The following is an 18505-nucleotide window of genomic DNA, read 5'->3' on the forward strand; positions in this document are numbered from 1 at the left end:
ACTCGCACACACCAAGATCGGGGGAGAACCCATGGGAACAGCACTGCTGGTCCTGTTCGCGCTCATCGTCCTCTTCGTCGTCGTGATGCTCGCCAAGACGGTCCGGATCGTGCCCCAGGCACGCGCGGCCATCGTCGAGCGCTTCGGCAAGTACAAGGGCACGCTTCCGGCCGGACTCAACATCGTCGTGCCGTTCGTCGACCGGGTGCGCTACCTCATCGACCTGCGTGAGCAGGTCGTGAGCTTCCCGCCCCAGCCGGTGATCACCGAGGACAACCTGGTGGTGTCGATCGACACCGTCATCTACTTCCAGGTCACCGACCCGGTGGCGGCGACCTACGAGATCGCCAACTACATCCAGGCCGTCGAGCAGCTCACGATGACCACCCTGCGCAACATCGTCGGTGGCATGGACCTCGAGGAGACGCTGACCTCCCGCGACGAGATCAACACCCGCCTGCGTGGGGTGCTCGACGAGGCGACCGGCAAGTGGGGCATCCGGGTCAACCGGGTGGAGCTCAAGGGCATCGACCCGCCGCCCTCCATCAAGGACTCGATGGAGAAGCAGATGCGGGCCGACCGCGACAAGAGGGCGCAGATCCTCACGGCCGAGGGTGGGCGCCAGGCAGCGATCCTGACCGCCGAGGGTGAGAAGCAGTCGTCGATCCTCTCCGCCGAGGGTGACCGTGAGTCGCAGATCCTGCGGGCGCAGGCGGACCGTGAGGCGCAGATCCTGCGCGCCCAGGGCGAGGGCCAGGCCATCCAGACCGTGTTCCAGGCCATCCACGACGGGCGCCCGGACCAGTCGCTGCTCGCCTACCAGTACCTCCAGATGATGCCCAAGATCGCCGAGGGCTCGGCCAACAAGGTGTGGGTCATCCCCTCGGAGATCACCAAGGCGATGGAGGGGCTCGGCTCCTCGATCCACGAGATCGCCGGCATCCCGAAGGACGCCACGCCCAGCAAGCGCGTGGACATGGGTCCGACCGAGCCGCAGCTGCCGCGATCGTCGGCGGAGCCGGACACGCAGGCCACCAGCGAGGCGGTCCAGCAGGCCATCGCCGAGGCCGAGAACGCCGCGAACCCGGGCAAGGGCGCCCGCAAGCTCGAGGGGGGTTCGAGCGCCGAGCCGGCCGCTCCCACGGACCCGGCCGCTCCCACTGACCCGGAGGCACCCGCCGGCCAGTGAGTCCCGTCGAAGCAGCGCTGATCGCCCTCGCAGGAGTGGCGGCCGGCACCATCAACACCGTGGTGGGGTCGGGAACGTTGATCACGTTCCCGACCCTGCTGGCGTTCGGCGTACCGCCCGTGACCGCCAACGTGAGCAACACCGTCGGCCTCGTGCCCGGCAGCATGTCGGGGGTCTTCGGCTACCGCCGCGAGCTCGCCGGCCAGCGCTCCCGCGTGCTGCGCCTCGGCTCGGCGTCCCTGCTCGGCGGCATCCTCGGCGCCGTGCTCCTGCTGTGGCTGCCGTCGGCGGCGTTCGACGCGATCGTGCCGGTGCTGATCCTGCTGGGCGTCGTGCTCGTCGTCATCGGGCCGCGCGTGCAGCGGGCCGTCGCCGCCCGAGCGGAGGCGCGCGGCGGCATCCCCGACCACGGTGTCTGGTGGGTCTGGCCGGCGGTCGCCGCGACGGGCGTGTACGGCGGCTACTTCGGCGCCGCGCAGGGCGTGCTGCTCATGGCCGTGCTCGGGATCGGTGTGGCCGACTCGATGCAGCGCCACACCGCCACCAAGAACGTGCTCGCCCTCATCGTCAACGCTGTCGCGGCGCTGGTCTTCATCGCCGTCGCCGAGGTCGACTGGGAGGTCGCCGGGCTCATCGCCCTCGGCTCGGTGATCGGCGGACAGCTCGGCGCGACGGTGGGCCGACGCCTCCCGGCGTCCCTGCTGCGCGCCGTGATCGCGGTCGTCGGCCTCACCGCGCTGGTGGCCCTGCTCGTCTGAGGGCGCTCGCCGGCGCTCGCGTGCTACTCGAGCGCCGAGGGCGGCTCCACCCACGCGCGCAGCCACGTGTCGAGGGCGGCGTACGCCGTCGCCCGGACCTCGGGGCGCGAGAGCACGACGTCGTGGATCGCGCCCTCCACGGCCACCGAGGTGACGTGGCGACCGACCGACGAGGCCCACTTCCGGATCTGCTGCACGTCCAGCACGATGTCGTGGGTCGTGGCGGTCTCGTCGGTCTGCGGGCCGAACCAGGAGCGCGCTGAGGACAGCACCAGCGTGGGGCAGGCGACGTCGAGGCCGGCGTGCAGCTGCGCGTGGCCACGGCGGACCGCGCGCAGCCAGCCGATGTAGACCGGGCGGGACTGCAGCGGCTTCCAGTCGAGGTCGTAGTCCCACTCACCGCCGTGCTCGCGGTGCAGTGTCCGGCCGTAGACGTCGTCGACCTTCCGGGGGATGGGTTGCATGGGTCGCCTGGCGCCCAGCCGCTCGAGCGCCACCCGCGTGGCCGGGCTCCGCAGCCAGGCTGCTCCCTGCATGTCGAACCACGGCGAGTTCAGCACCAGCGCCCGGAGCTCGGGGGGCCGCCGCTCGTGGACCCAGAGCGGCAGTGTCAGCCCGCCGGTGGAGTGGCCGGAGGCGATGACGTCGGTGAACCCGTCGCGCTGGGTGATGCGCCACCAGGCCAGGTCGATCTCACCGAAGTACTCCGCCAGGTCGCTGACGTAGTGAGGTGTCTGGTGCTCGCGCAGCGACCGGCCGTACTTGCGCAGGTCGATGGCGTAGAAGGTGTAGCCGCGGTCGGCCCACCAGCGGGCGTACTCGTCGTGGAAGAAGTAGTCCGCGAAGCCGTGGACGTGGAGCACCGCGCAGCCGTTGGGGCGAGCCGGCTCGAGCGTGACCAGGGTGGCGACGACGGGGCCCTCGTCGTCGGGTGGGAGGGAGAACGTCTCGACCCGGTAGTCCGGCCCGAGGACGTCGGCCTGCAGGGGTTCCAGCGGCATGTCCGGAGCCTAGCGAGGCACCTCGGCGGATATCCCGGTTCTCGCGCGGCGAAGGTTGCCCAAGCCCTAGCCTTCGGACGTGTCGGGAACGGTCGGAGCGGTGATGCGCGCGTGCGGGGCCTACGTCCGCCAGCGGGTGGAGGGCTGGCGCACCGGCTCGCGCGGCAGCCAGGCGTTCCTGCTCCTCGTGCTCCTGGCCCTCGTGGCGCTGGCCGTGGTGATCGGCTCCCTGCTGCAGGTGATCGTGCCGGTGTCGCTCTGGTTCTTCTTCCTGATGCTCGGGACGATGCTGCTGCGCTTCCTGCCGCTGGTCGTGCTGGTCACGGTCCTCCTCGGTGTCTCGGTGTGGACGTCCGTCGAGACCAGCTTCGCCGCCCCGAGCCGCGCGTCGGCGCTGCTCATCTTCGCCGTGGCGATCGTCCTCGCGCTCTACCAGTCCAGCCGCCAGCGATCAGGCCTGCCGATGGCGCTGAGCGAGGCCGTGCTGACCCAGCTGCGCGACCGCCTGCAGCGTCAGGGCGTGGTGCCGCCCCTGCCGGAGGGGTGGCGCTCGCAGTCGGCCACCATCACCGCCAACGGGCCCAGCTACGCCGGCGACTTCCTCGTCGCGGACCTCCGCGAGGGCAGGTGGCTCGAGATGGCGCTCGTCGACGTGTGCGGCAAGGGCACGTCCGTGGGTCCCCAGGCGCTGCAGTTCGCCGGCGCCCTGGGCGGCCTGATCGGCGCGCTGCCGCCGGCCGAGCTGATGGCGGCGGCGAACAACTTCCTGCTCCGCCAGGAGTCCGACGAGTCACTGGCCACCGCCGTGCACATCAAGGTCGACCTGGTCACCGGCGACTACACGATCACCAGCGCCGGCCACCCGCCCGCGCTGCACTGGCACCTCGGGCAGCGGGGGTGGTCGGTCGACAACGCGCGCGGCATGGCCCTGGGCGTGATCGAGGAGGCCGACTTCACCCCCAGCCACGGTCGCCTGCGCCCCGGCGAGGCGCTGATGTTCTACACCGACGGCGTCATCGAGACGGCCGGACGCGACCTCGACGACGGCATCGACTGGCTGCGCCAGGTCGCCCTCCAGGCGGTGGACGCGCGCGGCTTCACCGGCATGCCGAAGCGGGTCCTGAAGAAGGTCCCGCGCGGCGACGACGACCGCGCGATGCTGGTCCTCGAGCGCCAGCCGCTGACCTCGCCGGAGCGCGACTCCGAGCGCAGCCGCGCCCTGGGCGGCTGACCGCGTCAGGCGCCGCGGGAGTAGAGGTCGCGGATGACGTCCTCGATGTCGGGCTCCTGGATCGACAGGTCCGCCACGTCGTACGCCGCCGCCACTGCGGCCACGACGGGGGCCGCGCTCGCCTCGGTCGGGAACGACAGCCACTGCCGCGGACCCTCGACCTTCCTCACCCACGCGCCCGGTACGTCGATGGGCGGGCCCTCGTCGACCAGGTCGACGACCAGGGTGCGGCTCGACCCGCCCTGGGCGTGCAGCCCGCCGAGCGAGCCGTCGTACACCGACGTGCCGTGGTCGATCACGATCACCCGGTCGCACAGTGCCTCGATGTCCTGGAGGTCGTGCGTGGTGAGGAGCAGCGTGGTGCTGCGCTCGGCGTTGAGGGCGCGCAGGAACTCGCGCAGCCGGCCCTTGCTCACCACGTCGAGCCCGATGGTCGGCTCGTCGAGGTAGAGGATCTCGGGGTCGTGGAGCAGGGCCGCGGTGATGTCGCCGCGCATCCGCTGGCCCAGGCTGAGCTGGCGCACGGGCGTGTCGAGCTGGTCACCGAGGTCGAGCAGCTCCACGAAGCGGTCGAGGTTCTCGCGGTAGCGCGCGTCGGGGATGCGGTAGATCTTGCGCAGCAGCTCGAAGGAGTCGCGCAGCGGCAGGTCCCACCACAGGGTCGTGCGCTGGCCGAAGACCACGCCGATGCGCTGGGCGAGCTGCGTGCGCTGCCGGCTCGGGTCGAGGCCGGCCACCCGCAGCGAGCCCGCGGTCGGGACGAGGATGCCGGTCAGCATCTTGATCGTCGTGGACTTCCCCGCACCGTTGGGGCCGATGTAGCCGACCATCTCGCCGGTCTCCACCGAGAAGGTCAGGTCGTGGACCGCGCGCACCTCGGAGCGCGTGCGGCGCACGAAGCCCGCGCGACGGCGTACGACGAAGGTGCGCTCGAGGCCGGAGACGTCGATCAGTGGCATGGGGCTCAGCTCCCGGTGGAGGTGTAGCGGCGCACGCCGGTGCGCCAGACGAGGAGGGCGGCGGCCACGACGACGGACGCGGCCAGGGGCGAGCAGAACTGCAGCCACGCGGGGAAGCCGAAGGGGTCGGACCGGCCGAGGAGGTAGAGGCACGGGTACCAGTTGACGAAGGCGATGGGCAGCACGACGGTCAGCGCGATGGCCAGCTCGCGGGGGAAGACCGTGAGGGGGTACTGCGTGAGCGTGTTCCCGCCGTAGGTGAAGGCGTTGGCGAACTCACTGGCGTCGCTCGTCCAGAACTGGACGCAGCTGAAGAGGACGAACAGGCCGAAGAAGAGCGCGCTCGAGCTGAGCACCATCAGCACCGCCACCAGCACGCGCGAGGGCGTCCAGTCCACGACCGGCAGCGCCCACGCCATCACGACGCCCGCCTGGGTGATGCGCCCGAGCCGGCGCAGCGTGAAGCGGTCGGAGCAGACCTGGACGAGCAGGGGCACCGGCTTGGTGAGCATCTGGTCGAGGCGGCCGGTGCGGATGAACTCGCCGATGCGCTCGACGCTGCCGATGAGCGTGTCGGCGATGCCGATGCCGACGCCGGTCGCGCCGTAGAGCAGGGCGATCTCGCGCAGGCCGAAACCGCCGAGCGAGTCGATGCTGGAGAACATGATCGCGATGCCGGCGAAGTCGAGGGCGTTGATCAGCATGCTGCCCACGACGAGCATCGCGAAGGACGCCGGGTAGGACAGCTCCGCGCGGACCCACAGCCGCGCCATGTCGCCGTAGCGTGCGACCGGGTGCCACGACCGCGCGCTCGCCGGGGTCGTCGAGGTCTCAGCCACCCTGCACCACCAGCTTGCGGGTCGCGAGTGCCAGCACGAGCCGGCAGGCGAGCAGCAGCACGATCGCCCAGCCCGCCTGGAAGGCCAGCGCGCCCACCAGATCGAGCCCGGTGTGCCGCCCCAGCCAGATGTCGTTGGGGACCTGGATCATCGCCGAGAACGGGAGCGCCTCGGCGAGCGTGCCGAGCCAGCCGGGGAACAGCACGAGCGGGAGCGACATGCCGCTCAAGAAGATCGCGAGCGCGCCGGTGAGGATGCGCGGACCGCTGGCGTCGAGCAGCCAGAAGGCGGTCGATGCAACGAGGAACCGGATGGCGAAGCTGACCACGACCGCCAGCGGGATGCTCAGCGCGAAGCCCAGCGCCGCGACAGGGGAGTCGGGCAGGGCGATGTCGAAGAGCAGCAGCCCCACGACGGTCGGAGCGAGACCGCGGGTGAGGAAGTGGTACGCCGCCCGGCCGAGGTCGCTCGCCAGGTACCACCCGACCAGGTCGACGGGCCGGTAGAGGTCGATGGCCACGTCGCCCGTGCGGATCCGCTCGGCGAGGTCGTCGGTGGCGCCCCCTCCCCACAGCGCGACGGTCATCAGCAGCGCCTGGCCGAGCCAGACGAAGGTGACCGCGTCGACGGCGTCGTAGCCGCCCGCGTCGGGGTTGGCCTTCCAGAGGGCGAGGTAGGCGAAGGAGTAGATGACGCCGAAGACGGAGTTGGTGAAGACCCCCGCGACGGTGGCCGCGCGGTAGGTCGAGTAGCGGCGGAAGGCGCGTGACGCCACGGCGACGTGCAGCATCCGTACCCCTCTCGCGAAACGATCCCCGGCCCACCCACGAGGGGCCGGGGATCGTCTCACACGTGAGGGGTACGGCGCACGCGCGCGTGTCCTCGCGTCAGCGGTGCCGCACCAGGTTGACCACGCCGACCACCCGGCCCTGCGGATCCTCGGTGATCGCCACGCCGGCGCGACGGGCGTCCGGGTTGAGCAGGATCGCGCGGTGTTCGGGGGAGTCGAGCCACAGCCGCACCATCTCGTCGGGGGTCAGCGCGGTGCCGCGCACGAGCGTCTCCCCGGCCCACGCGTGGCGGCAGCGGCGGATCACCTCGCTCTGGTCGCGGTGCGAGAGGACGCCGGTGCGGGCGATGCGGGAGCCCCACTGCTCGGCCAGCTCGTCGGTGCAGACGTCGAAGTTCCAGATCTTGCGCAGGCCCAGCGCCGCCCGGGCGTCGTTGATCCGCACCATCAGCGCGTCCTCGAGCCGGTCGCGGTCCCGGCTGGTCGTGGGGTCCCCGATGAGCACGGTGGGGACCGACCAGGTCCGTGCCGCAGGCTCCCACCGGGACGTCGCGGCGAGCGCGCCGGTCGGCCCGGCCAGCACGACCGCGCCGAGCGCCGCTGCGGTGGCGGCGCGCGCCAGCGACCGTCGCGAGCGGGGTCGGGGGTGGCGCACGGTCGTCCCTCCAGTGCGGGATCCGGGTCGGGGGTGTCGGATCTTGAGGAGATCTCGGGAGTTCTCCCACCACGGATCACAACAGTTTGACCGTTTCTGCATGTCGGAACCCGGAAAGGGGGGCCCGGTGGTCTGGACCGCAGGGGTCGGGACCACCGGGCCCCCAGGGGCACGGGCGCAGGCGGATCAGTGCTGGTAGGTGCCGTGGATGATCGCGCGGCCCAGCGTCTTGAACGCGAGGTTGAAGGAGACGACGGCGTTGGAGGCGCTGTCGTCGACGCCGAGCGACTCGTCCTGGACGGCGTGCACCACGAAGAAGTAGCGGTGCGGCTGGTCGCCCTCCGGCGGCGCCGCACCCATGAAGCCGGCCTCGCCGCCGTCGTTGCGCACGTGAAAGGCCTTGCCCGGCAGGTCGCCGGCCGCGGCGCCGGTGTCGAGGGAGGAGACGTCGGCGGGGACGTCGACCAGGCACCAGTGCCAGAAGCCGCTCGGGGTCGGCGCGTCGGGGTCGAAGCAGGTGACGACGTAGGACTTCGTGCCCTCGGGCGCGCCCGACCAGCTCAGCTGCGGCGAGGTGTTGCCGAGGGCGGCCACCTGGTCGTCCTTGAGCGGCGCACCATCGGTGACGTCGTCGCTGGTGACCGTGAAGGACGCGGTCGCCGGCAGGTAGTCGTACGGGTTCGGGCTGACAGGTCGCTCGATGCTCATTCCTCGAACCTAGCCACGGGTCCAAGACGCTGACCAGAGACAATGCAGCATGCTCGACAACGGTTCCTCGGAGACCCATCCCTACCTGGCCGGGCTCGTCCTGGCCGGACGCCGGGTGGTCGTGGTCGGCGGCGGGCACGTCGCCCAGCGCCGCGTCCCCACGTTCCTGGCGACCGGCGCGGACGTGGTGGTGGTGAGCCCGGAGGTGACCCCGGCGATCGAGGGGCTGGGCGGGGAGCTGACCCTGGTGCTGCGCGAGTTCACCGAGGCAGACCTCGACGGCGCGTGGTACGTCGTCGCCGCCACCGACGACCCGGAGGTCAACGCACGCGTGGCCACCGCAGCCGAGCAGCGCCACACCTTCTGCGTGCGCGCCGACGATGCCCTCGGCGGGTCCGCCTGGACCCCGGCCGTCGGCCACCACGGCAGTGTCACGGTCGGCGTGCTGGGCAACCGCGAGCCGCGGAAGTCCGCGGCGCTGCGCGATGACATCGTCACCGCGCTGCGCGACGGCCAGCTGAGTGCCGCCGACGCCCACGACCGCACGCCCGGCGTGGTGCTCGTGGGTGGCGGTCCCGGTGAGCCGGAGCTCGCCACCGTCGCGGCTCACCACGCCCTGGCCTCGGCCGACGTGGTCGTCGCCGACCGGCTCGCGCCGCGCGAGCTCCTCGACGGCCTCGGGTCGCACGTCGAGCTCATCGACGTCGCCAAGCTGCCGCGCGGCCGGTCGGCCTCCCAGGACCAGATCAACCAGGTCATCGTGGACCGGGCGCTCGCGGGCAAGCGCGTGGTGCGCTTCAAGGGCGGCGACAACTTCGTCTTCGGCCGCGGCTACGAGGAGATCCAGGCGTGCGCGGCCGCCGGGGTGCCGGTGACCGTCGTCCCCGGCCTCACCTCCGCCATCGCGGTGCCGGCCCGCGTCGGCATCCCCGTCACGCACCGCGGCGTGGCGCACGAGTTCACGGTCATCTCCGGCCACCTGCCGCCGGGCCACCCGGAGTCACTGGTCGCGTGGGAGTCGGTCGCCGGGCTGCGGGGGACGCTGGTGCTGCTGATGGCGGTGGACAACGCTGCCGCCATCGCCGAGGTGCTGCTCGAGTGCGGACGCGCGGGCGACACCCCGGTCGCGGTGATCGTCGACGGCACCATGCCCACCGAGCGCACCGTGCTCAGCACGCTCGGCTCGCTGGCCGACGACCTCGCCGCCCACGAGGTGGTCCCGCCCGCGATCATCGTGATCGGCGAGGTGGTGGCGGTGGCCCGTCCGGCACACTACGGACGTGCCTGAGACCGTCGAGATCACCGACCCCGACGACCCCCGCCTCGCCGACTACCGCGACCTGCGCGACGTCGAGCTGCGCAAGAGCCTCGAGGTCGAGCACGGGCTCTTCCTCGCCGAGGGCGAGAAGGTCGTACGCCGTGCGGTCGAGGCCGGCCACGACGCCCGCTCGTTCCTGATGGCACCGCGCTGGCTCGAGGGGCTCGACGACGTCATCTCGCGGAGCGCCGGACCGTGCTACGTCATGCCCGAGCGGCTGATCGAGCAGGTGACGGGCTTCCACGTCCATCGCGGCGCGCTGGCCTCCCTCCAGCGTCGACCGCTGCCCGCGATCGACGCCGTGCTGGGCCAGGCGCGGTCGGTGCTGGTCCTCGAGGACCTCGTCGACCACACCAACGTCGGTGCCGTCTTCCGATCGGGCGCCGCCCTCGGCTTCGACGCGGTCCTGCTGGCGCCGCGCTGCGCCGACCCGCTCTACCGGCGCTCGATCAAGGTCGGCATGGGTGCGGTGTTCACCACGCCCTGGACCCGCCTGCCCGACTGGTACGACGCCCTGCCGGACCTGTCGGCGCGCGGCTTCATCACCGTGGCGCTGACCCTGTCGTCCGACTCGGTGCCGATCGAGGACGCCGTCGCCGGTGTCGACCGGCTGGCGCTCGTGCTCGGCTCCGAGGGCCACGGGCTGTCGTCGCGGTGGGAGGCCTCCGCCGACCGGCGCGCGATCATCCCGATGCGGGCCGGCATCGACTCGCTCAACGTCGCCGCGGCCAGCGCGGTCGCCTGCTACGCAGCGGCCCGCCGCTGACCGGTGCGGTCGCTCAGCCTCGCTGGCGCAGCGCTTCGTGCAGCACGATCGACCCGGCGACAGCCGCGTTGAGCGACGACGCCGTGCCGGTCATGGCGATGCTCGCGACGTCGTCGCAGGCCGTACGCCATCCCGAGGAGATGCCGTGGGTCTCGTTGCCGACCACGACGACCACCCGGCCGGACAGGTCGACCTCCGCGAGCGGGCTGCCCACCTCGTCGGTGCCGACGATCCGGTAGCCGCGCGACTGGGCATGCTCGACGACCGGACCGGGGCCGGGGACTCGCAGGACCGTCAGGGCGAAGAGCGAACCGGTGCTCGCGCGCACCGACTGCGGGTCGTAGGGGTCGGCGGCGTGCCCCGTGACGACCAGCGCGGAGGCGCCGAAGGCGTCCGCGGAGCGGGCCAGGGTGCCGATGTTGCCGGGGCTGGTCGGTCGGTCGAAGACCACGATCGGGCCGTGCGGGCGTGCGGAGTCGGCGAGGCGGGCGACGCCGTCGTCGGGCATCTCCACGACGGCGACCAGCTCGGCGCCGTCCTTGCCGCTGAGGCGGGCGTGCAGGTGCGGGGAGAGGTCGACGCGCTCACCGTCCGTGGCGGACCACAGCGCGTCGGACCAGGCTGAGGAGGCGCCGTCCGCGCGCAGCAGCGCCCGCACGGTCCAGCCCTCGTCGACGGCACGGGTGATCGGGCGTACGCCCTGCACCAGGAACTCGCGGTTGCGGTGGCGCTTGGAGCGGTTGGTGAGCAGCGCCTCCCACTGCTGGAAGCGCGCGTTCTCGCGGGTGATGCGCAGGTCGCTCATCCGGCCGGCCAGGTGAGGGGGAAGTCCTCGGCGGCGGCGTCGTGCTTCTTGGTCAGCCGCTTGCGCGACTTCGCCGAGAGCCGGTCGCCGAAGACCGTGCCGAGGGTGTGGTCGGTCTCGTGCTGCAGGCAGCGGGCCAGGAGCCCGTCGCCCTCGAAGGTCACCGGCTCGCCGTCGAGGCCGGTGCCGTCCACGCGCGCCCAGTCGGGTCGCGGGCACGACTCGAAGGAGCCGGGGAACGACAGGCAGCCCTCCTCGTCGTCCTCGAGACGGCGGTCCCGGCCCTCCGGCAACGTCAGCACCGGGTTGCACACGACGCCGACGGTGCGGGTGCCGGTGTCGTCGGGGCAGTCGAAGACGAACATCGCCACGTCCTCGCCGACCTGGCAGGCCGCCAGGCCCACGCCCTCGGCGGCGTACATCGTGGCGACCATGTCGGCCGCGAGAGTGCGCAGCGCCTCGTCGTACGTCCTGACCGCGGCCTGCGGTCGGTGCATCACGGGAGTGCCCCAGCGGGTGATCGGGCGCACCGAACCACCCTCGGGGAGGGGGCCGTGGGGGGCCCGGAGGTCGAGGTCTGCGTCGGTCGGCTGGTCCTCGGGCATGACGAGGATCCTAGCGAGGTGCGGCAGGTGACCCGCACCCTGCCGGCCGTGCTCTGGCCAAAGGTGTAACTCGAAGTTACATTGAGTGCATGAGTCCACTGTTCCGCCTGCGGCCGGGAGGCCGCCACGGGGTGTCCTCGCGCGAGACCCGCGACCCCATCGGCTTCGCCGTCGCCGCCGTCAACCGGCTGGCGCAGAGCGACCTCATCGACCGCATCGGGCTGCGCAAGCAGGCCGAGCAGGCCGTCTACTCCACCACCCGCAACGGCTTCCGCGTGGCGACTGCCGCCGGTCGCACGTTCGCCCGTGCCGGACGGAACGCCCCCGGAGCGCGTCCGGCCAGTGCCGGGTCGAGCGGGGTCTTCGACCTGACCCCGACCGAGGACGAGGCGATGCTCGTGGCGGTCGTCCACGAGCTCGCGACCGAGCTGCTCCGCCCCGTCGCGTCCGCCGCCGACGAGGCGTGCACCGCGCCGGCAGAGGTCCTGGCAGCCGCTCAGGAGGTCGGCCTGCCCGGCCTCGGCGTGCCTGCCGCCCTCGGCGGCATCATGGAGGAACGTTCCGCGATGGCCGGCACGCTCGTCGCCGAGGCACTCGCCAAGGGCGACATGGGCCTGGCCGTCGCGACGCTCGCACCCGGTGCGGTCGCCACCGCGATCGGCCTCTGGGGCACCGAGGCCCAGCAGCAGACCTACCTCCCGGCCTTCACCGGCGACGACGTTCCCGTCGCAGCCCTGACGATCGCCGAGCCCACGATCCTGTTCGACCCGTTCTCGCTCGCCACGACCGCCCGGCGCGAGGGTGGCGGCTTCGTGCTCGACGGCGTGAAGTCCGCGGTCGTCCGCGGCGCCGACGCCGAGCTCTTCGTCGTCGCCGCCCGGCTCGACGGCACCCCGGCGCTCTTCCTCGTCGAGGCGGGAGCCGACGGCCTCGAGGTCGAGGCAGACCCGTCGATGGGCGTGCGCGCCGCTGGCCTGGCCCGCCTGCACCTCAGTGGCGTACGGGTCGGGGCGGAGGCGCTCCTCGGTGACACCGAGGGCATCGCCTACCGCGAGTGCGTACGCCTCTCGCGTCTGGCGTGGTGCGCCCTCGCGGTCGGCACCGGACAGGCGGTGCTCGACTACGTCAAGGACTACGTCAACGGGCGCGAGGCGTTCGGGGAGCCGATCAGCCACCGCCAGTCGGTCGCCTTCATGGTCGCCGACATGGCCATCGAGGTGCGGGCCATGCGCCTGCTGACGTGGAAGGCCGCCTCGCGCGCCACCCGCGGCCAGGACCACGCCCGCGAGGTCGCGCTGGCCCGCCAGCTGTGCACGGAAAAGGGCATGCGGATCGGGCTCGACGGCGTCCAGCTGCTCGGCGGGCACGGCTTCGTCAAGGAACACCCGGTGGAGCGGTGGTATCGCGACCTGCGGGCCGTCGGCGTGATGGAAGGTGCGGTGCTGGTCTGATGATCAACCTGGAGACCCCGAAGAAGCAGGTCGGCCTGATCGACCAGGCCCACCAGCTGGCGATGAACATGCTCCGCCCGATCTCGCGCAAGTACGACCGAGCCGAGCACGAGTACCCCCACGAGCTCGACATGCTCGCGGCGCTCATCGACGGCGTGTCCGAGACCGGCGCCACCGGTGGCGCCGGCGCGGGCGGCGTACGACGCGACGACGAGCCGTCGGGGGCGGGCACGGGGACGGTGCGCAACGGCGCCCACCTCGCCTCGGTGCTGTCGGTCGCCGAGATGTGCTGGGGCGACACGGCGCTGCTGCTGTCGATGCCGCGCCAGGGCCTGGGCAACTCGGCGATCGCGTCGGTGGCCAACGACGAGCAGCTCGAGCGCTACCAGGGCACGTGGGCCGCGATGGCGATCACCGAACCCGGCACCGGCTCGGACTCGGCCAACATCACCACGACCGCCGTGAAGGACGGCGACCACTACGTCATCAACGGCGAGAAGATCTACGTCACCTCCGGCGACCGCGCCGACAGCGTGGTCGTGTGGGCCACCCTCGACAAGGAGCTCGGCCGCGCGGCCATCAAGTCGTTCCTGGTCCGCAAGGACAACCCCGGGCTCAAGGTCGAGCGGCTCGAGCACAAGCTCGGTATCCGCGCCTCCGACACCGCTGCGATCACCTTCACCGACTGCCGGGTGCCGGCCGAGGACCTGCTCGGCTCGCCCGAGATCGACGTCAAGTCCGGCTTCGCCGGGGCGATGGCGACCTTCGACAACACCCGCCCGCTCGTGGCCGCGATGGCCGTCGGGTGCGCCCGCGCCTCCCTCGACCTCACCCGCGACCTCCTCGAGCAGGCGGGCGTGGTGATCGACTACGACCGACCGGCCCAGTCGCAGAGCGCGGCCGCGGCCACCTTCCTGCGCCTCGAGGCCGACTGGGAGGGCGCCCAGCTGCTGATGATGCAGGCGGCGTGGATGGCCGACAACAGGCTGCCCAACTCGCTCGAGGCGTCGATGGCCAAGGCGAAGGCCGGACGTGTCGGCTCCGACGTCACGCTCTCGTGCGTGCAGCTGTGCGGCACGCTCGGCTACAGCGAGGGCGAGCTGCTGGAGAAGTGGGCGCGCGACTCCAAGATCCTCGACATCTTCGAAGGCACCCAGCAGATCCAGCAGCTGATCGTGGCCCGGCGGATCCTCGGGCTGACGAGCTCTCAGCTCCGCTGACCGGGCACTTCCTTCCGCTGGAATGCACTGACCGGGCGGTTCCTCGCGGTGCAACGCGAGGAACCGCCCGGTCAGTGATGTGCAGCGCGAGGAAGTGCCCGGTCAGCGTGGATCAGGAGACGGCGCGGAACGGGTCGTGCTCAGCGAGCAACTTGTCGACGCGGGCCTGGTCGATGCGGTGGAAGACCCGCTGGTCCTCCTGCTGGTCGCGGATCACCTTGGCGAGGGTGAAGGCCGAGGTCGTGAGGTAGAGGGTGCCGAGGGCGAGGAAGCCCTTGATCCACGGGTCGGCAGGCATGAAGTAGACGGCGACCAGCATCGCGAAGAGCGAGGCGCCGAAGGAGATCGCGGCCTGGGCGGCGAAGGCAGTGGTGTTCTTGGCGGTGGAGTCGGTCTTGGAGGTCATGGCAGGAGTCTCGTGACGTCGCGGCCCCTGCGGACCCGGCCGGCTACCCGACCTGCGCTGAGTACGCGCACCCGACCCTCCCGGTACGTTCGGGCCATGCCAGACGAGCAACCCAGCCACATGTCGCCCGAGGAGTTCCGCCGCCACGGCCACGCGGCCATCGACTGGATCGCCGACTACTGGGCCTCGCTCGACGACCTGCCGGTGCGCGCCCAGGTCGCGCCCGGCGACGTACGCCGGCGGCTGCCCGCGTCGGCTCCCGAGCAGGCCGAGCCGTTCGACGCCCTGCTGGCCGACCTCGACCGCGTCGTGGTGCCCGGGCTCACCCACTGGCAGCACCCGCGGTTCTTCGCCTACTTCCCGGCCAACTCCTCCCCGGCCGCCATCCTCGGCGACCTGCTCTCCAGCGGCATCGGCGCACAAGGGATGATCTGGGCCACCAGCCCGGCCGTCACCGAGGTCGAGCAGGTCGTCCTCGACTGGTTCGCCGAGGCGCTCGGCCTTCCCGACGGCTTCCGCAGCGACAGTGCCGGCGGCGGCGTCATCCAGGACACCGCCTCGACGGCGACGTTCACGGCGCTGCTGTCCGCGCTCCACCGGGCCAGCGGGGGAGTGGCGCGCGTCGACGGTGTGGGCAGCGAGCAGTGGCGGGTCTACGGCTCGACGCAGGCCCACTCCTCGCTGGTGAAGGCCGCGATGATGGCGGGGCTGGGGGCGCGCGCGGTGCGCACCGTCGCGGTCGACCCGACCACCCAGGCCATCGACGTCGCCGCGCTGCGCGGCGCGGTTGTCGAGGACGTGGAGTCCGGCCTGCGCCCGGTGATGGTGCACCTCGCCGCGGGCTCGACCTCGACGGGCGCGATGGACGACGTCGCCGCGGTCGCCGAAGCGGTGCGGGAGTGGGACGTGTGGCTGCACGTGGACGCCGCGTGGGCGGGCGTCGCCGCGGTCTGTCCCGAGCACCGCGACTTCCTGGCCGGGGTCGAGTCGGCCGACTCGTTCGTCACCAACCCCCACAAGTGGCTGCTCACCACCTTCGACTGCAGCACGTTCTGGGTGCGCGACCGCGCGGCGCTCACCGGTGCGCTGTCGATCCTGCCGGAGTACCTCCGCAACGCAGCCACCGAGTCCGGCGAGGTCGTCGACTACCGCGACTGGCACCCGCAGCTGGGACGGCGCTTCCGGGCCATCAAGCTCTGGGCGGTGCTGCGGACCTACGGCCTGGAGGGCCTCCGCGCCCACATCCGCAGCGGCATCGCCCTCGCGGAGCACGTCGCCGCCCTTGTCGCCTCGGACGACCGCTTCGAGATGGTCACCGAGCCGTCGCTGTCGCTGGTGGTCTTCCGGCTCCGCGCGGGCGACGAGCAGACGCTCGCAGCCATGGAGGCGGTCAACGCCTCCGGCGAGGCCTACCTGTCGCACACCACGGTCGAGGGCCGAGCGGCGATCCGGCTGGCGGTGGGCAGCTGGCGCACGACCGAGGCTGACGTCGACCGCACGTGGCGGGCGCTGCAGGAGGCCGCAGCCGCTGAGGCCTGACGGTCCTCACCCGACGACGGACTCCGGCCGAGGAGGTTGCCTGCCGCGTAGAGTGCGGCCAGTGCAGTTCCTCACCACGCAGTCCGGGGGCGCTTCGTCCCATGACCTGACCTACGACGACGTGTTCATGGTGCCCCGGCACTCGGCGGTCGCGAGCAGGTACGACGTCGACCTCGCCACCTCCGACGGCACCGGGGCGACCCTCCCGCTCGTCGTGGCCAACATGACCGCCATCGCCGGTCGTCGGATGGCCGAGACCGTGGCCCGCCGCGGCGGCATCACCGTCATCCCGCAGGACATCCCGATCCCGGTGGTGGCGGACGTGGTGGCGTGGGTGAAGGAGCGCCACCGGGTCTTCGACACCCCCATCGAGCTGCGCCCCGACCAGACGGTCGCGGAGGCGCTGTCCCTGATCCCGAAGCGGGCGCACCGCGCGGCCGTGGTCGTCGACGACGGCCGGCCCGTGGGCGTGGTGTCCGAGGCCGACTGCGCCGACGTCGACCGCTTCGCGCAGGTGTCGCAGGTGATGAACCCGGCCGTCGTGACGGTGTCGGCATCGACCGACCCGCGTGAGACCTACGACGCGATCGAGCGGGCCAAGGCGCCCCTGGCCGTCGCCGTCTCGGAGACCGGCGAGCTGGTCGGCGTGCTGACCCGGCTCGGCGCGCTGCGCGCCACCCTCTACACCCCGGCGCTGGACGCGCGCGGCGGCCTGCGCATCGCCGCGGCCGTCGGTGTCAACGGCGACGTCGAGGCCCGTGCGGGCGAGCTGCTCGCTGCCGGGGTCGACTGCCTGGTCGTCGACACGGCCCACGGCCACCAGGACCGGATGCTCCAGGCGCTGAAAGCGGTCCGGGTGCTGTCCCCGACGGTCCCGGTCGTCGCGGGCAACGTCGTCTCCGCCGACGGCACCCGTGCGCTGATCGAGGCCGGTGCCGACATCGTCAAGGTCGGCGTCGGACCCGGCGCGATGTGCACGACCCGGATGATGACGGGCGTGGGCCGTCCACAGTTCTCCGCGGTGCTGGAGTGCGCGGCTGCCGCGCGTGAGCTCGGCAAGCACGTCTGGGCCGACGGCGGCGTACGCCACCCGCGCGACGTCGCGCTCGCCCTCGCGGCGGGTGCCTCGTCGGTGATGATCGGGTCGTGGTTCGCCGGCACGCACGAGTCGCCCGGGGACCTCATGCACGACGCCGATGGTCGGCCCTTCAAGGTGTCCTTCGGCATGGCCTCGGCGCGGGCTGTCGCCAACCGCACCGCCGGCGAGTCGTCCTACGACCGGGCCCGCAAGGGCCTCTACGAGGAGGGCATCTCGTCCTCGCGGATGTACCTCGACCCCGACCGCCCCGGCGTCGAGGACCTCATCGACCAGATCTGCTCGGGGGTGCGCTCGGCGTGCACCTACGCCGGCGCAGCCAGCCTCGCCGAGCTCCACGACCGGGCCGTGGTCGGCGTCCAGTCCGCCGCGGGGTTCCACGAGGGCCGCCCACTCGCCAGGTCGTGGTGACGTGGGGGAGCTCCGTCACGTCTTCGTGATGACCTACGGCAGGTCGGGCTCGACCCTGCTGATGGGCATCCTCAACTCCATCCCGGGCTGGCTGCTGCGCGGGGAGAACCGTCACGCGATGCGCCACCTCTACGACTTCCACCGCAGCGGCCTGGTGGAGAGGGCGCGCGTCGACGCGCGACGGGCGAGCCAGCCCACGCACCCGTGGTTCGGCATCGAGGCGTTCCCCGAGGTCGTCTCGCTCCAGCACATCCGCGCCCTTGCCGAGGCGACGCTCCTGCGGCCCGAGCCGGACACCCGGGTCACGGGCTACAAGGAGATCCGGTGGTACGACGAGGACCTCCCGGACTACCTCGACTTCCTCCAGCAGGTCTTCCCCGGCGCGCGGTTCGTGCTCAACACCCGCAACCTCGAGGACGTCGCCGCCAGCAACTTCTGGACCCACAAGGACGACCCGCTCGGCCGCGTGCAGCGGATCGAGGAGCGGATGCTCAGCGCCGCCGAGGGACTGGGCGACGCCGTCCGCCGCGTCCACTACGACGACTACGTCGCCGACCCCGAGGTGCTGCGCGGGCTCTTCGACTGGCTCGGTGAGGACTACGACCCGGTCACGGTCCACGAGGTCATGGCCACGCCCCACTCCCGACGGGGCAAGCACCGCGACTGACATCACCCGCGGGCCGAGGAGCTGAGTACCCGCCCCTCGTGTGCGGGCTCGCGGACCGGGAGGCTCGCGTCCGCGACCTCCTCCCGTGAGC

General features: G+C 72.2%; 19 protein-coding genes. 10 read left to right on the top strand and 9 right to left on the bottom strand.

Annotated features, from left to right (window positions below; translation table 11 throughout):
• Positions 1-31: 31 nt before the first annotated feature.
• Together K4G59_RS14675 and K4G59_RS14680 are read left to right on the top strand one after the other, a co-directional pair.
• Positions 32-1189, top strand: a complete 1158-nt coding sequence (locus K4G59_RS14675; protein ID WP_231251808.1) for an SPFH domain-containing protein — start codon at positions 32-34, stop codon at positions 1187-1189.
• The gene (locus K4G59_RS14680; RefSeq protein WP_231251809.1) at positions 1186-1947 is read left to right on the top strand and encodes a sulfite exporter TauE/SafE family protein; all 762 of its coding nucleotides are present in this window, start codon (positions 1186-1188) and stop codon (positions 1945-1947) included. Before K4G59_RS14675 ends, K4G59_RS14680 begins: the two co-directional genes overlap by 4 nt.
• Positions 1948-1970: 23 nt before the next feature.
• Here the strand turns inward: K4G59_RS14680 and K4G59_RS14685 are convergent, their stop codons facing one another.
• Entirely contained in the window at positions 1971-2948 is a 978-nt protein-coding gene (locus K4G59_RS14685; RefSeq protein ID WP_231251810.1) for an alpha/beta hydrolase, read from the bottom strand.
• A 79-nt stretch (positions 2949-3027) separates the two neighbouring features.
• Between K4G59_RS14685 and K4G59_RS20545 the strand changes: the two genes are divergently transcribed.
• On the top strand, positions 3028-4179 hold the full coding sequence (locus K4G59_RS20545) for a PP2C family protein-serine/threonine phosphatase (RefSeq protein WP_231251811.1): 1152 nt from the start codon (positions 3028-3030) through the stop codon (positions 4177-4179).
• 5 nt (positions 4180-4184) lie between these two features.
• On the opposite strand, the gene K4G59_RS14695 is transcribed toward K4G59_RS20545, so the two are convergent.
• From K4G59_RS14695 to K4G59_RS14715, 5 genes are all read right to left on the bottom strand, one after another.
• A complete protein-coding gene (locus tag K4G59_RS14695; RefSeq protein WP_231251812.1) occupies positions 4185-5138 on the bottom strand; it encodes an ABC transporter ATP-binding protein in 954 nt (317 codons plus the stop codon).
• Between the two features lie 5 nt (positions 5139-5143).
• Positions 5144-5977 carry an ABC transporter permease gene (locus K4G59_RS14700; RefSeq protein ID WP_231251813.1) on the bottom strand — a complete coding sequence of 278 codons (834 nt, stop codon included), beginning with the start codon at positions 5975-5977 and terminating at the stop codon, positions 5144-5146.
• Entirely contained in the window at positions 5970-6767 is a 798-nt protein-coding gene (locus tag K4G59_RS14705) for an ABC transporter permease (protein ID WP_231251814.1), read from the bottom strand. Before K4G59_RS14705 ends, K4G59_RS14700 begins: the two co-directional genes overlap by 8 nt.
• 97 nt (positions 6768-6864) lie before the next feature.
• Positions 6865-7422, bottom strand: a complete 558-nt coding sequence (locus tag K4G59_RS20550; RefSeq protein ID WP_231251815.1) for a CAP domain-containing protein — start codon at positions 7420-7422, stop codon at positions 6865-6867.
• Positions 7423-7608: 186 nt separating this feature from the next.
• Entirely contained in the window at positions 7609-8130 is a 522-nt protein-coding gene (locus K4G59_RS14715) for a YbhB/YbcL family Raf kinase inhibitor-like protein (protein WP_231251816.1), read from the bottom strand.
• 49 nt (positions 8131-8179) lie between these two features.
• Here K4G59_RS14715 and cobA point away from each other — a divergent pair, with 49 nt between their 5' ends.
• On the top strand, positions 8180-9418 hold the full coding sequence (gene cobA / locus K4G59_RS14720; protein WP_231251817.1) for a uroporphyrinogen-III C-methyltransferase: 1239 nt from the start codon (positions 8180-8182) through the stop codon (positions 9416-9418).
• Positions 9411-10214 (top strand): TrmH family RNA methyltransferase, encoded by an 804-nt coding sequence (locus K4G59_RS14725; RefSeq protein WP_231251818.1) that lies wholly within the window; start codon positions 9411-9413, stop codon positions 10212-10214. The genes cobA and K4G59_RS14725 overlap by 8 nt, the downstream gene beginning before the upstream one ends.
• A gap of 13 nt (positions 10215-10227) precedes the next feature.
• Here the strand turns inward: K4G59_RS14725 and K4G59_RS14730 are convergent, their stop codons facing one another.
• Entirely contained in the window at positions 10228-11019 is a 792-nt protein-coding gene (locus tag K4G59_RS14730) for a TrmH family RNA methyltransferase (protein WP_231251819.1), read from the bottom strand.
• Complete coding sequence (def, locus tag K4G59_RS14735; RefSeq protein WP_269210181.1) at positions 11016-11624, bottom strand: peptide deformylase; 609 nt, start codon at positions 11622-11624, stop codon at positions 11016-11018. The genes K4G59_RS14730 and def overlap by 4 nt, the downstream gene beginning before the upstream one ends.
• 89 nt (positions 11625-11713) lie before the next feature.
• Here def and K4G59_RS14740 point away from each other — a divergent pair, with 89 nt between their 5' ends.
• Together K4G59_RS14740 and K4G59_RS14745 are read left to right on the top strand one after the other, a co-directional pair.
• Positions 11714-13075, top strand: a complete 1362-nt coding sequence (locus K4G59_RS14740) for an acyl-CoA dehydrogenase family protein (protein ID WP_231251820.1) — start codon at positions 11714-11716, stop codon at positions 13073-13075.
• Positions 13075-14295, top strand: a complete 1221-nt coding sequence (locus tag K4G59_RS14745) for an acyl-CoA dehydrogenase family protein (protein ID WP_231251821.1) — start codon at positions 13075-13077, stop codon at positions 14293-14295. The genes K4G59_RS14740 and K4G59_RS14745 overlap by 1 nt, the downstream gene beginning before the upstream one ends.
• Positions 14296-14407: 112 nt before the next feature.
• Here the strand turns inward: K4G59_RS14745 and K4G59_RS14750 are convergent, their stop codons facing one another.
• Positions 14408-14701: a YiaA/YiaB family inner membrane protein gene (locus K4G59_RS14750; protein WP_231251822.1), complete on the bottom strand. Its 294-nt coding sequence runs from the start codon at positions 14699-14701 to the stop codon at positions 14408-14410.
• 96 nt (positions 14702-14797) lie between these two features.
• On the opposite strand from K4G59_RS14750, the gene K4G59_RS14755 reads away from it, so the two are divergent.
• The 3 genes from K4G59_RS14755 (at position 14798) to K4G59_RS14765 (ending at position 18414) form a co-directional block, all read left to right on the top strand.
• Positions 14798-16240 carry a pyridoxal phosphate-dependent decarboxylase family protein gene (locus K4G59_RS14755; protein WP_231251823.1) on the top strand — a complete coding sequence of 481 codons (1443 nt, stop codon included), beginning with the start codon at positions 14798-14800 and terminating at the stop codon, positions 16238-16240.
• Between the two features lie 127 nt (positions 16241-16367).
• Positions 16368-17747: a GuaB1 family IMP dehydrogenase-related protein gene (locus K4G59_RS14760; RefSeq protein WP_231251873.1), complete on the top strand. Its 1380-nt coding sequence runs from the start codon at positions 16368-16370 to the stop codon at positions 17745-17747.
• Position 17748: 1 nt separating this feature from the next.
• A complete protein-coding gene (locus tag K4G59_RS14765; protein WP_231251824.1) occupies positions 17749-18414 on the top strand; it encodes a sulfotransferase in 666 nt (221 codons plus the stop codon).
• The last annotated feature ends 91 nt before the right edge of the window (positions 18415-18505 follow it).

This window comes from Nocardioides furvisabuli, assembly GCF_021083185.1.
In the GTDB taxonomy this organism is placed as follows: Bacteria; Actinomycetota; Actinomycetes; order Propionibacteriales; family Nocardioidaceae; genus Nocardioides; species Nocardioides furvisabuli.